A 12,850-nucleotide genomic window follows, 5' to 3' on the forward strand; every position below is an offset into this window, starting at 1 on the left:
GGATTGCCCGCCGACGGACTGCACCTGGCCATCGACGGCGCCATCGCGCGCCTGACCCTGCGCCGCCCGGCGAAGTTCAATGCCATGTCGCGCGCGATGTGGCGCGAGCTCGCCGAGGCCCTGGCCGCCGTGGCCGCGCGCGCCGAGGTGCGCGCGCTGGTCGTGGCGGGCGAGGGCGGCCACTTCTGCGCGGGCGGCGACATCGCCGAGTACCCTGGCTTTCGCTTCGACGAGGCCAGCCTGCGCGACTTCCACGAGCGCGAGGTCTGGGGCGGGCTGTCCGCGCTGCTGGCGTGCGACAAGCCGGTCATCGCGATGATCGACGGCCATTGCATGGGCGCGGGCGTGGAGATCGCCTGCTGTTGCGACATCCGCGTGGCCAGCGCCTCGGCCCGCTTCGGCGCGCCCATCGCGCGCCTGGGCTTTCCCATGGCCCCGCGCGAGGCCGAGCTGGTGGCGCGCGAGGCCGGCCTGGCCAGCGCGCGCGAGATGCTGTTGCAGGCGGCCGTGCTGGACGCGCCCACCATGCTCTCGCGCGGTTTCCTGCACGCCGTGGTGCCCGACGCCCTGCTGGCCGAGGAGGTGCTGGCGCGCGCGCGGCGCATGGCCACGCTCTCGCCCGCGGCCGCGCGGCTGAACAAGCGCACCCTGCGCGCCCTGGCCGGCGGCGCGCGCGCCGACGCGCTGCTCGACAGCGCCTACGATTACGCCGGTCACGCCGAGCACCGGGAAGGCATCGCCGCCTTTCTCGACAAGCGAACGCCCGCTTTCTGAGTCCCTCCATGAACCCGCAGAACCACAACCTCTACGCCGCGCTTCGCGCGGCCTTCCCCGCCGACCTGGACACCACCGCCGTGGAGGTGGTGGGTGGCGCCAGCGACGGCCTGCGCTACAGCTGGCGCGACCTCGACCGCGCCAGTGCCATGCTGGCCAACCTGATCGACGGCCTGGGGCTGCCGGCGCGCTCGCGCATCGCGGTGCAGGTGGAGAAGTCGGTGGAGAACCTCATCCTCTACCTGGCGGTGCTGCGCAGCGGCCATGTGTACCTGCCGCTCAACACCGCCTACCAGTCCGGCGAGATCGAGTACTTCGTGGGCAATGCCGAGCCCGCCGTGGTGGTGTGCAGCCCGGCCAACTTCGGCTGGGTCAGCAAGATCGCGTTCAAGGCCGGCACGCGCCACGTGTTCACGCTCGGCGAAGACCGCGGCGGCACGCTGCTGGAGCGCGCCTCGCACCACGCCGACACCCACGCCGTGGCGCACAGCGGGCCCGACGACCTCGCGGTCATCATTTACACCAGCGGCACCACGGGGCGCAGCAAGGGCGCCATGCTCACGCACGGCAACATGCTGAGCAACGCGCGCGTGCTGCAGTCGTACTGGGGCTGGCAGCGGGGCGACGTGCTGATCCACGCGCTGCCCATCTTCCATGTGCATGGCCTGTTCGTGGCTATCCACGGTGCGCTCATCAATGGCAGCGCCATGCTGTGGCTCAACAGGTTCGATCCCAAGGCCGTCATCGGCCTGCTGCCGCGCGCCACCGTGTTCATGGGCGTGCCCACGCTGTACACGCGCATGCTGGCCGAGCCCTCGCTCACGCGCGAACGGGTGGCGGGCATGCGCCTGTTCGTCTCGGGCTCGGCGCCGCTGCTGATCGAGACCTTCAACGAATGGAGGGAGCGCACGGGCCACACCATCCTGGAGCGCTACGGCATGAGTGAGACCATCATGCTCACCTCCAACCCCTACGCGCCCGACGAGCGCCACAACGGCGAGCGCGAGCGCCGGGGCGGCACGGTGGGCTTCCCGCTGCCGGGCGTGAGTCTGCGCGTGGTGGACGAGGCGGGCCGTCCGGTGGAAACGGGCGAGATCGGCGGCATTCAGGTGCGCGGGCCCAACGTGTTCGCGGGCTACTGGCGCATGCCCGAGAAGACGGCCGAGGAGTTCACCACCGACGGCTACTTCAAGACGGGCGACGTGGGCCGCATCGACGAGCGCGGCTACGTGACCATCGTGGGGCGCAGCAAGGACCTGATCATCTCGGGCGGCTACAACGTCTACCCGGCCGAGATCGAGGGCGCGCTGAACGAGATGCCCGGCGTGGCCGAGAGTGCGGTGGTGGGCGTGCCGCACCCCGACTTCGGCGAGGTGGGCGTGGCCATCGTGATTCCCCGCCCGGAAGGCGCGCCGGACCCCGAGGTGCTGATCGGGGCGCTGAAGGCGCGGCTGGCGAACTTCAAGATTCCCAAGCGCTGCTTCGTGGTGAGCGAGCTGCCGCGCAACACCATGGGCAAGGTGCAGAAAAACCTGCTGCGCGAACAGTACAAGGGACTGTTCGCGTGAAAGCGAGGGGGGCGGGCGCCCGGGCGGCGTTCGCGCCTGGCTTACCGCAGCACCAGCACCGGCGTGTGCGAATGCGTCAGCACCTGCTGCGTCTCGCTGCCGAGCAGCAGCCGCTTGATGCCGCGCCGCCCGTGCGAGGCCATCACGATCAGGTCGCACTTCTGCTTCTTGGCCGTGGCGATGATGGCTTCCGCGATCAGGTCGCCCTTGGCCGTGACCGGCTTGACCTTCACCTCCATCAGCTGCCCGGCCGCCTTGACCGCGTTCACCGCGTCCATGGCTTCGGTCTGCCACTGCTTCTCGATGCGGGCCACCTCGGAGGCCGCCAGGGTCACGCCGCCTTCGAAGTAGGTCTGCGGGTAGCGCGGCACCACCTTCAGGGCCACCACTTCGGCGCCGGTCAGGTCCGCCAGAGACAGGGCGTGCTCCACGGCCTTCTGGGACAGCTTGGAGCCATCGGTGGCGACGAGGATTCGCTTGTACATGGTTCTTCTCCTCAGGGAATGATGGAACGGAGCCCCAGGCTACTCCCGGGCGGCGCGGCCCGGCTTGACCTGCGTCAAGGGGATGGCGCAGCCTTTGCGAGTACCCTACGCCCCCATGAGTTCCGCCACCTGGTCGAGCGAGCACCGGGGCCCCCTCACGGTCACCGATGACTTCGCCGTGCTCGACGACCCCGTCGAGCAGGCCGCGTTCACCCAGCCGGTGGACGGGGTGGACGCGCAGCGCGAGTCGGTGCTGGTGGTGCAGGGCATGACCTGCGCAGCCTGCGCCGACACCATCGAATCCGCGCTGGACGGCGTGCCCGGCGTGGATCTGGTCCGCGTGCACGCCGGCACGCGCCGCCTGCAGCTGCGCTGGGACCCCGCCCGGGTGCGCCTGTCCGAACTGGCCCGGCGCGTGGGCGACCGAGGCTACCGGCTGCTGCCGCTGCAGCAGGCCCTGTCCATCGACGAGCGCCTGCGTGAAACCCGCCAGGCCCTGTGGCGCCTGTTCGTCGCCGGCTTCTGCATGATGCAGGTGATGATGTACGCGTGGCCCGCCTATGTGGCCGCGCCGGGCGACATCCCGCCCGACATCGAACAGCTGCTGCGCTGGGCCAGCTGGGTCATCAGCCTGCCGGTGGTGTTCTTCGCCAGCGGCCCCTTCTTCGAGCGCGCCTGGGCCGATCTCAAGGCCCGCCGCATCGGCATGGACACGCCGGTGTCCGTGGGCATCCTGGTCACCTTTCTCGCCAGCTCGGCCGCCACCTTCGACCCCAGCGGCCCCTGGGGGCACGAGGTCTGGTTCGACTCGCTCACCATGTTCGTGTTCTTCCTGCTCGGCGGGCGCTACCTGGAGGCGCGCCTGCGCCAGCGCACGGCCGGCGCGCTGGACGCGTTGATCAACCGCCTGCCCGCCACCTGCGAGCGCGAGCGCGCCGACGGCGCGCGCGAAACCGTCTCGGTGCGCCGGCTGGCGGCCGGCGACGTGGTCTGGGTGCGCGCCGGCGAGGCTTTTCCCGGCGACGGCGTGCTGCTCGATGCGCGCGCCTCGGTCGACGAGGCCCTGCTGACCGGCGAGGCGCGCCCGCAGACGCGGCGCTGCGGCGATGCCCTGGTGGCCGGCAGTCTCAACCTCGCCGGGCCGGTGCGCCTGCGGCTCGACCGCGTGGGCGTGGACACGCGCTACGCCCAGATCGTGCGGCTGATGGAGCGCGCCGCCACCGACAAGCCGCGTCTGGCCGTGCTGGCCGACCGCATCGCCGGGCCTTTCCTGGTGCTGGTGATGCTGGCCGCCGCGGCCGCCGCCTTTGCCTGGTGGCAGGTCGATCCCTCGCGCGCCCTGGCCATCGCCGTGGCCGTGCTCATCGTCACCTGCCCCTGCGCGCTGTCGCTGGCCACGCCGGCGGCCATGCTGGCCTCGGCCGGCGTGCTGGCGCGCCGCGGCGTGCTGGTGCGCCGCCTGCAGGCGCTGGAGTCCATGGCCTCGGTGAACGCGGTGGTGTTCGACAAAACCGGCACGTTGACGCGCGAGCACCTGATGCTGCGCGAGGTGCTGCTGCGCAGCGGCGCCGACCGTGCCCAGGTGCTGGCGCTCGCGGCCGCGCTGGCGCGCGATTCGCTGCACCCGGTGGCGCGCGCCGTCGCGGCGGCGGCCCCGCCGGCCGACGAGCCCCTGTTCGATTGGCACGAGGAACCGGGGCAGGGCATTTCCGCGCGCCTGGCCAACGGGCGCTGGCTCAAGCTCGGTTCGCCCCTGTTCACCGGCGCCATGCCCGAGCACGATGCCGAGGGTCCGCGCACCTACCTGGTCGATGAGCACGGCTGGCTGGCCACCATCACCCTCAGCGAGGGCCTGCGCGAGGACGCGCGCGTGGCGGTGCAGCGCCTGCGCGCCCTGGGCATGCAGACCTGGCTGCTGTCGGGCGACCGCGCCTCCCAGGCCCACCGCATTGGCCAGGCCGTGGGCGTGGACCATGTGCTGGCCGAGGCCACGCCCGAGCGCAAGCTGGCCGAGGTTCAGGCCCTGCAGCGCCAAGGCTGGCGCGTCGCCATGGTGGGCGACGGCCTGAACGACGGCCCGGTGCTGGCCTGGGCCGACGCTTCCTTCGCGCTCGGCCGCGCCGCGCCGCTGGCGCAGGCGCGCAGCGACGCCGTGGTGCAGGGCGGGCGCGTGATGGACGTGGTGGACAGCCTGCTGCAGGCCCGGCGCACGCGGCGCGTGGTGCGCCAGAACCTGGCCTGGGCGGCGCTCTACAACGCGGTCTGCGTGCCGCTGGCGCTGATCGGCTGGATGCCGCCCTGGCTGGCCGGCCTGGGCATGGCCGCCAGCTCGCTGCTGGTCATCGGCAACGCGTGGCGCCTGAGCCGCCCCGACCCTGAACCGAAAGGCTGAGCCGCCATGGATGTCCTGTACCTGCTGATCCCGCTGTCGGTCCTCATCGTCTTTGGCGTCATCGGTGTGTTCTGGTGGGCGCTGCAGTCGGGCCAGTTCGATGGCGTCGAGCGCGAAGGCGAACGCATCCTCCACGAGGAATGACACCGGCTTGACCTAAGTCAAGCCGGTCCGGCCGCCGGACCGGGACACTCCCGGTGCAACATCGAGAGGAGTATCTGCATGGCCGTCAACCACAAGGCATCCGCCGACCCCACGGTCTACAACGACAAGGTGGTCAGGCAGTTCGCCCTGGCCACCGTTTTCTGGGGCGTGGTGGGCATGCTCGTCGGCGTGATCATCGCCGCGCAGCTCACCTGGCCGGCCCTCAACCTGGGCATCGAATGGCTCAGCTACGGCCGCTTGCGACCGCTGCACACCAACGCGGTCATCTTCGCCTTCGGCGGCTGCGGCCTGTTCGCCGCCAGCTACTACGTGGTGCAGCGCACCAGCCAGGTCCGGCTGTTCTCCGACGGCCTGGCCGCTTTCACCTTCTGGGGCTGGCAGGTGGTCATCGTGCTGGCGGCCATCACGCTGCCCCTGGGCATGACGCAGGGCAAGGAGTACGCCGAGCTCGAGTGGCCGATCGACATCCTGATCGCGCTGGTGTGGGTGGCCTATGCGGTGGTGTTCTTCGGCACCATCGGCCTGCGCAAGGTGCGCCACATCTACGTCGCCAACTGGTTCTTCGGTGGGTTCATCCTGGCCGTGGCGCTGCTGCACATCGTCAACAGCGCTGCCTTGCCGGTGAGCCTCACCAAGAGCTACTCGGCCTACGCGGGCGTGCAGGACGCCATGGTGCAGTGGTGGTACGGCCACAACGCCGTGGGCTTCTTCCTCACGGCCGGCTTCCTCGGGATGATGTACTACTTCATCCCCAAGCAGGCCGAGCGCCCGGTGTATTCGTACCGGCTGTCCATCGTGCACTTCTGGGCGCTGATCTTCACCTACATGTGGGCGGGGCCGCACCACCTGCACTACACCGCGCTGCCCGACTGGGCGCAGTCCGTGGGCATGGTGTTCTCGCTCATCCTGCTGGCGCCCAGCTGGGGCGGCATGATCAACGGCATCATGACGCTGTCGGGCGCCTGGCACAAACTGCGCGACGACCCGATCCTGCGCTTCCTGATCGTCTCGCTCTCGTTCTACGGCATGTCGACCTTCGAGGGGCCGATGATGTCCATCAAGACGGTGAACGCGCTGTCGCACTACACCGACTGGACCATCGGTCACGTGCACTCGGGCGCCCTGGGCTGGGTCGGCCTGGTGACCATGGGCTCCATGTACTACCTGATCCCGCGCCTGTACGGCCAGAAGAAGATGTATTCGGTGCCCGCGATCGAGCTGCACTTCTGGATCGCCACCATCGGCATCGTGCTCTACATCGCCGCCATGTGGATCGCTGGCGTGATGCAGGGCCTGATGTGGCGCGCCGTCAACCCCGATGGCAGCCTGACCTACACCTTCGTCGAATCGGTCAAGGCCACCTTCCCGTTCTACGTGATCCGTCTGGCCGGGGGCGTGCTGTACCTGGCCGGCATGTGCGTGATGCTCTGGAACACGGTGATGACGGCGCGCAACGGCCGCATCGAGCCGGTGAGCATTCCGGCCGCCCAACCCGCCCACGCCTGAGGTGAATCGCATGTCGCAACAAGACAAACCCACCGGCTTCACGCACGAGCGCATCGAGACCAGCAACTTCCTGATGATCGTGCTGATCGTCCTGGTGGTCTCGGTCGGCGGCCTGGTCGAAATCGTGCCGCTGTTCTTCCAGAAATCCACCACGCAGCCGGTGGAAGGGCTCAAGCCCTACACCGCCTTGCAGCTCGCGGGCCGCGACGTTTACGTGAAAGAGGGCTGCTACAACTGCCACTCGCAGATGATCCGCCCCTTCCAGGCCGAGACCCTGCGCTACGGCCACTACTCGGTGGCCGGCGAGTTCGTCTACGACCGCCCGTTCCAGTGGGGCAGCAAGCGCACCGGCCCCGACCTGGCACGCGTGGGCGGCCGCTACAGCGACGAATGGCACCGCATCCACCTGAACAACCCGCGCGACGTGGTGCCCGAGTCCAACATGCCGGCCTACAGCTGGCTGGAGAAGAAACCCGTCGATGCCGCTGGCCTGCCTGCGCGCATGAAGGCGCTGCGCACCCTGGGCGCTCCCTACAGCGACGAGGAGATCACCGCCTCCAGCGAGGCGGCGAAGGGCAAGACCGAGATGGACGCGCTCATCGCCTACCTGCAGGTGCTGGGCACCGCTTTGAAATAGCGAGAGGCTGCCATGGACATCAACACCCTGCGTTCCATCGTCACCGTCATCAGCCTGCTGGTCTTCCTGGGCATCGTGGTCTGGGCCTGGTCGCGCCGCAACCGCGAGCGCTTCGACGAGGCCGCCCGCCTGCCGTTCCAGGACGAATGAGCCACCCCCACACACGGGAACCATCATGAGCGATTTCACCAGCGACTTCTGGTCTATATACGTCGGCGCCATCACCGTGGTCAGCATCCTGGCCTGCGGCGTGTTGCTGTGGGTGGCCGGCACCACCAAGGTCAAGCCGGGCCAGGACAACACCACCGGCCACGTGTGGGACGGCGACCTGCGCGAACTCAACAACCCCCTGCCGCGCTGGTGGGTCTGGCTGTTCGTCATCACCATCGTTTTCGCCCTGGCCTATGGCCTTCTGTACCCCATGTACGGCCGCTACGCGGGCGTGCTGGGCTGGACCTCCAGCGGCCAGCACACCGTCGAGGTGCAGCGCCACCAGGAAGCCATCGCGCCGCTGTACGCGCAGTTCCACGACCAGCCGCCCGAGCGCCTGGCCGGCGACGCGCAGGCCATGGCGATCGGCGAGCGCCTGTTCATGAACCAGTGCGCCCAGTGCCATGGCTCGGACGCGCGTGGCTCCAAGGGCTTCCCCAACCTCACCGACAGCGACTGGCTGCACGGCGGCGAACCCGCGGCCATCGAGACCACCATCACCCAGGGCCGCCACGGCGTGATGCCGCCCATGGCCGCGGCCGTGGGCAACGCCGATGACGTGCGCAACGTCGCCCATTACGTGCTCAGCCTGTCCAACAGCCCGCACGACCGCGTGCGCGCCTCGCAGGGCCGCACCAAGTTCGCCGCCTGCGCGGCCTGCCACGGCATGGACGGCAAGGGCAACACCGCGCTGGGCGCGCCCAACCTCACCGACGGCGTGTGGCTGCACGGCTGGGGCGAGGAGGCCATCGTGCGCGCCATCACCAACGGCATCGACAACCGCATGCCGGCGCAGAACCAGCTGCTCAACGCCGACCAGATTCGCGTGCTGACGGCCTACGTGTGGGGCCTGTCGAACCGGCCCGCCAAACCCTGAGGACCCGGCGGCGGCCCGCGCGCCGGGCCCGCCAGACGACATGAAGACCATTCCGATCCAGCCCGCGCCGCCCGGCGACGACGAGGAAATCGTCGTTTCGCTCTATGCCGCGCAGGAGAAGATTCAGCCGCGCTCGGTCACTGGCGTGTTCGCGCGCTGGCGCTGGTTCTTCGTGTGGGCCACGCAGCTGGTGTTCTACGGCCTGGCCTGGCTGCCCTGGAACGGCCGCCAGGCCGTGCTGTTCGACCTGGAGGCGCGGCGCTTCTACCTGTTCGACCTGATCCTGTATCCGCAGGACTTTATCTACCTCACCGGGCTGCTGGTCATCTCGGCGCTGGCGCTGTTCCTGTTCACGGCGGTGGCCGGGCGCCTGTGGTGCGGCTTCACCTGCCCGCAGACGGTGTACACCGAAATCTTCATGTGGATCGAGCGCCGGGTCGAGGGCGATCGCTCCGCCCGGCTGCGCCTGGACGCCGCGCCCATGAGCGCGGCCAAGTTCGGCAAGCGCGCGCTCAAGCACGGGCTGTGGGGCGCGCTGGCGCTGTGGACGGGCTTCACCTTCGTTGGCTACTTCACGCCGATCCGTGAGCTCGCGGGGTTGGTGGCCAGCCTCTCGCTCGGGCCCTGGCAAACCTTCTGGATCCTGTTCTACGGCCTGGCCACCTACGGCAACGCGGGCTTCCTGCGCGAGCAGGTGTGCAAGTACATGTGCCCCTACGCGCGCTTCCAGAGCGCCATGTTCGACCGCGACACGATGATCGTCACCTACGACGAGGGGCGCGGCGAGCCGCGTGGCGCGCGCAGCCGCAAGGCCGACCCCAAGGCCCTCGGCCTGGGCAGTTGCGTGGATTGCACCCTGTGCGTGCAGGTCTGCCCCACCGGCATCGACATCCGAAAAGGCCTGCAGTACGAGTGCATCAGCTGCGCGGCCTGCGTGGACGTGTGCGATGAGGTGATGGACAAGGTCGGTTACCCGCGCGGCCTGATCCGCTTTGCCACGCAGAACGGTGTCGCCAAGGGCTGGAACCGCGCGCAGATGCTGCGCCGCGCCCTGCGCCCGCGCGTGCTGGTCTACAGCGGCGTGTTGCTGGCCGTGTCGCTGGCGGTGCTGGGCAGCCTGTGGCTGCGCACGCCGCTCAAGGTGGACGTGATCCGCGACCGCGGCGCGCTGGCGCGCGAGGTGGAACAAGGCCGCGTCGAGAACGTCTACCGGCTGCAGATCATGAACGCCACCGAGGTGGCGCAGACCTACGAGCTGCGCGTGGAAGGCCTGCCGGGCATCGCCCTGGCGTCCGGCGATCGTGTGGAGGTGGCGCCCGCCGAGGTGCGCGCCGTCGCCGCGCGGGTCCAGGTGCCGCCCGGCGCGGCCGCGAGCGGCTCGCACCCCATCCAGTTCGAGGTGCGCGCCGCCCAGGACGAGCGCGTGCGGGTGCGTGAGAAGAGCACCTTTCTCGTTCCCCGATAACGCTTCCGCAGGAGACCCCATGAACCCCGATCCGATGAGCACCGACGCGCCCGAGCCCTGGTGGCGCGTGGGCCCCATGTGGCTGGTGGTGGGCGGGCCGCTGGTGGTGGTGGTGGCGGCCATCGGCACCGCCGTCATTGCCATCGAGGGCGCCGACCCGGTGCTCGACAAGGCCGCCTACCAGGCCACGCTGGAGCAGGCGCGCCGCCTGCAGGGCGCGCAGCGCGACGAGGCCCTGATCGGCCTTCAGCCCGCGCACCAGGCGCGCAACCACGCGGCCTCGCCCGTGGTCCGCGAGGGTGGCCACTGACATGGGCCGCCGCTGGATGTGGGTGGGCTGGCCGTCCTTCCTGATGGCCGGCGTGCTGGAGATGCTGGTGTTCGCGGTGGTGGACCCGGGCGAATTGCACTGGCAGGGTGTCGCGCTCGACTGGTCGCGCCCCGCCGTCTACACGGTGGCCTTCTTCGTGTTCTGGGCGGTGACGGCGGTCGCTTGCAGCCTGAGCCTGTGGCTGGCCCTGCCACCGCAGGACGCGCTCAGGAGCAGGTCTGCGGATTGACGATGCGCCGCAGCGCCTCGGTGTCCTTGATGTGCACGTAGCGCTGCTTGACGTCGATGATGCCGTCGTCGACGAACTTGGAGAAGGTGCGGCTCACCGTCTCCAGCTTCATGCCCAGGTAGCTGCCGATCTCCTCGCGCGTCATGCGCAGGTTGAACTCGGACGGCGAGAAGCCACGCGCCTGCAGGCGCTGCACCAGGTTGAGCAGGAAGGCCGCCAGCCGCTCCTCGGCGCGCATGCTGCCCAGCAGCAGCATCACGCTGTGGTCGCGCACGATCTCGCGGCTCATGATGCGGTGCACGTGGTGTTGCAGCGGGGTGAACTGGCGCGACAGTTCTTCGACCTGGTTGAAGGGCATGACGCAGACCTCGGCGTCTTCCAGCGCCACCGCGTCGCAGGCGTGGTGGTCGCTCACGATGCCGTCCAGGCCGATGATCTCGCCCGCCATCTGGAAACCCGTGACCTGGTCGCGCCCGTCGGCGGTGGTCACGCAGGTCTTGAAGAAGCCCGAGCGCACGGCGTAGAGCGAGGTGAAGCGATCGCCGACGGAGAACAGGGCTTCGCCGCGCTTGACGCGCTTGCGGGAGGAAATCAGTGTGTCGAGCTGGCCCATTTCCTCCGCGCTCAGGCCCATGGGCAGGCAGAGTTCGCGAAGGTTGCAGCTTGAGCAAGCCACTTTGATGCGTTGCGCGTCCATGTGCGTCGTTCCTGAGTGCATGACAGGGAGCGAGCATACCCCTTTGGGTCCGGGATCACAGGGCCGCTTGACCAGGATCAAGGCGTCTGGACACGCCAGCCGGCACAGTGGGGCCATGCCAGAAGGACCCGCCGTGAGCCATGTGATCCCCGATGAACTGCTGCGTCGCTTTGACGTTCCGGGGCCGCGCTATACCTCTTACCCCACGGCCGACCGCTTCGTGGAGGCCTTCACCGAGCAGGACTACCGCCTGGCGCTGGGACAGCGGCGGGCCGGGTCGATGGCACTGCCCCTGTCACTGTATGTGCACATCCCGTTCTGCGAATCGGTGTGTTACTACTGCGCTTGCAACAAAGTTATTACAAAGCACCATTCGCGCGGCGCCGAGTACCTGCGCCACCTCTCGCGCGAGCTGGACCTGCAGATCGAGCACCTGGGCGCGGGCCAGTCGGTGTCCCAGTTGCACCTGGGCGGCGGCACGCCCACCTTCCTGAGCGATGCCGAGCTGGAAGACCTGATGGCCATGCTGCGGCGCCACTTCGCGCTCGCGCCGGGCGGCGAGTACTCCATCGAGGTGGACCCGCGCACCGTGAGCGCCGAGCGCCTGCGCGCGCTGCACCGCCTGGGTTTCAACCGCCTGAGCTTCGGTGTCCAGGACTTCGATCCCGCCGTGCAGAAGGCCGTGCACCGCGTGCAGCCGGCCGAGCAGGTGTTCGCGCTGGTCGACGCGGCGCGGCAGATCGGCTTCGAGTCGGTCAATGTGGACCTGATCTACGGCCTGCCGCTGCAGACGCCCGAATCCTTCCGGCGCACGCTGGCGCAGCTGCAGGCCCTGCGGCCGGACCGCGTGGCGCTGTACGCCTACGCGCACCTGCCGGCGCGCTTCAAGCCGCAGCGGCGCATCGTGGCGGCCGAGCTGCCGGGCGCGGCCGACAAGCTGGCGATGCTCTCGGCGTCGCTGGACATCCTGCGCGCGGCGGGCTACGTTTACGTCGGCATGGACCACTTCGCCCTTCCCGACGACGCCCTGGCCGTGGCCAAGCGCCAGGGCCGGCTGCACCGCAACTTCCAGGGCTACAGCACCCAGCCCGATTGCGACCTCATCGCGCTCGGTGTGTCGGCCATCGGCCGGGTAGGCGCCACCTACAGCCAGAACGCCAAGACCCTGGACGAGTACGTGGACCTGCTCGACCAGGGCCGCCTGCCCATCGTGCGCGGCCTGGCGCTCACGCGCGACGATGTGCTGCGCCGTGCGGTGATCATGTCCCTGATGTGCCAGGGCGAACTGCAGTTCGAGGCCATCGACCTGGGCCACCTGATCGACAGCCGCCGTTACTTCGCCAATGAGCTGCGCGCGCTCGAGCCCTTCGTGGACGAGGGCTTGGTCACCCTGGACGAGCAGGGCGTGCAAGTGACCGAAACCGGCTGGTACCTGGTGCGCGCGATCGCCATGGTGTTCGACCGCCACCTGCAGGCCGACCAGGACCGCGCGCGGTTTTCAAGGATTCTCTGAG

The 12,850-nt window shown here is 69.4% G+C and carries 14 protein-coding genes; 12 read left to right on the forward strand and 2 right to left on the reverse strand.

The genetic code is table 11. From position 1 onward, the window contains the following. Window positions 1–3: 3 nt before the first annotated feature. Both DY262_RS00400 and DY262_RS00405 read left to right on the forward strand, forming a co-directional pair. The gene (locus DY262_RS00400) at window positions 4–774 is read left to right on the forward strand and encodes an enoyl-CoA hydratase/isomerase family protein (RefSeq protein ID WP_116957043.1); all 771 of its coding nucleotides are present in this window, start codon (window positions 4–6) and stop codon (window positions 772–774) included. An 8-nt stretch (window positions 775–782) separates the two neighbouring features. After that, complete coding sequence (locus tag DY262_RS00405; protein WP_116957044.1) at window positions 783–2,342, forward strand: malonate--CoA ligase; 1,560 nt, start codon at window positions 783–785, stop codon at window positions 2,340–2,342. A gap of 41 nt (window positions 2,343–2,383) precedes the next feature. Here DY262_RS00405 and DY262_RS00410 read toward each other — a convergent pair whose 3' ends face one another. Continuing rightward, entirely contained in the window at window positions 2,384–2,827 is a 444-nt protein-coding gene (locus DY262_RS00410) for a universal stress protein (protein WP_116957045.1), read from the reverse strand. Between the two features lie 115 nt (window positions 2,828–2,942). Here DY262_RS00410 and DY262_RS00415 point away from each other — a divergent pair, with 115 nt between their 5' ends. From DY262_RS00415 to DY262_RS00455, 9 genes are all read left to right on the forward strand, one after another. Continuing rightward, a complete protein-coding gene (locus DY262_RS00415) occupies window positions 2,943–5,219 on the forward strand; it encodes a heavy metal translocating P-type ATPase (protein WP_116957046.1) in 2,277 nt (758 codons plus the stop codon). A 6-nt stretch (window positions 5,220–5,225) separates the two neighbouring features. Continuing rightward, window positions 5,226–5,363 (forward strand): cbb3-type cytochrome oxidase assembly protein CcoS, encoded by a 138-nt coding sequence (gene ccoS / locus DY262_RS00420; protein WP_070399956.1) that lies wholly within the window; start codon window positions 5,226–5,228, stop codon window positions 5,361–5,363. Between the two features lie 78 nt (window positions 5,364–5,441). After that, window positions 5,442–6,890 (forward strand): cytochrome-c oxidase, cbb3-type subunit I, encoded by a 1,449-nt coding sequence (ccoN, locus tag DY262_RS00425; RefSeq protein WP_116957047.1) that lies wholly within the window; start codon window positions 5,442–5,444, stop codon window positions 6,888–6,890. A 10-nt stretch (window positions 6,891–6,900) separates the two neighbouring features. Further along, window positions 6,901–7,527, forward strand: coding sequence for a cytochrome-c oxidase, cbb3-type subunit II (gene ccoO / locus DY262_RS00430; protein ID WP_116957048.1), 627 nt, complete (start codon window positions 6,901–6,903; stop codon window positions 7,525–7,527). 12 nt (window positions 7,528–7,539) lie between these two features. Further along, window positions 7,540–7,677 carry a cbb3-type cytochrome oxidase subunit 3 gene (locus tag DY262_RS00435; protein WP_116957049.1) on the forward strand — a complete coding sequence of 46 codons (138 nt, stop codon included), beginning with the start codon at window positions 7,540–7,542 and terminating at the stop codon, window positions 7,675–7,677. Between the two features lie 25 nt (window positions 7,678–7,702). After that, window positions 7,703–8,614, forward strand: coding sequence for a cytochrome-c oxidase, cbb3-type subunit III (gene ccoP / locus DY262_RS00440; RefSeq protein WP_116957050.1), 912 nt, complete (start codon window positions 7,703–7,705; stop codon window positions 8,612–8,614). Window positions 8,615–8,654: 40 nt separating this feature from the next. Further along, window positions 8,655–10,079 carry a cytochrome c oxidase accessory protein CcoG gene (gene ccoG, locus DY262_RS00445; RefSeq protein WP_116957051.1) on the forward strand — a complete coding sequence of 475 codons (1,425 nt, stop codon included), beginning with the start codon at window positions 8,655–8,657 and terminating at the stop codon, window positions 10,077–10,079. 19 nt (window positions 10,080–10,098) lie between these two features. After that, complete coding sequence (locus tag DY262_RS00450; protein WP_116957052.1) at window positions 10,099–10,389, forward strand: nitrogen fixation protein FixH; 291 nt, start codon at window positions 10,099–10,101, stop codon at window positions 10,387–10,389. Between the two features lies 1 nt (window position 10,390). Beyond that, the gene (locus tag DY262_RS00455) at window positions 10,391–10,639 is read left to right on the forward strand and encodes a hypothetical protein (RefSeq protein ID WP_116957053.1); all 249 of its coding nucleotides are present in this window, start codon (window positions 10,391–10,393) and stop codon (window positions 10,637–10,639) included. Here the strand turns inward: DY262_RS00455 and fnr are convergent. Beyond that, window positions 10,617–11,336 (reverse strand): fumarate/nitrate reduction transcriptional regulator Fnr, encoded by a 720-nt coding sequence (fnr, locus tag DY262_RS00460; protein WP_070399964.1) that lies wholly within the window; start codon window positions 11,334–11,336, stop codon window positions 10,617–10,619. The two genes, DY262_RS00455 and fnr, sit on opposite strands and share 23 nt — an antisense overlap. 115 nt (window positions 11,337–11,451) lie before the next feature. Here fnr and hemN point away from each other — a divergent pair, with 115 nt between their 5' ends. Beyond that, window positions 11,452–12,849: an oxygen-independent coproporphyrinogen III oxidase gene (gene hemN / locus DY262_RS00465; RefSeq protein WP_116957054.1), complete on the forward strand. Its 1,398-nt coding sequence runs from the start codon at window positions 11,452–11,454 to the stop codon at window positions 12,847–12,849. Window position 12,850 lies beyond the last annotated feature (1 nt).

Source organism: Hydrogenophaga borbori, from assembly GCF_003417535.1.
In the GTDB taxonomy this organism is placed as follows: domain Bacteria; phylum Pseudomonadota; class Gammaproteobacteria; order Burkholderiales; family Burkholderiaceae_C; genus Hydrogenophaga; species Hydrogenophaga borbori.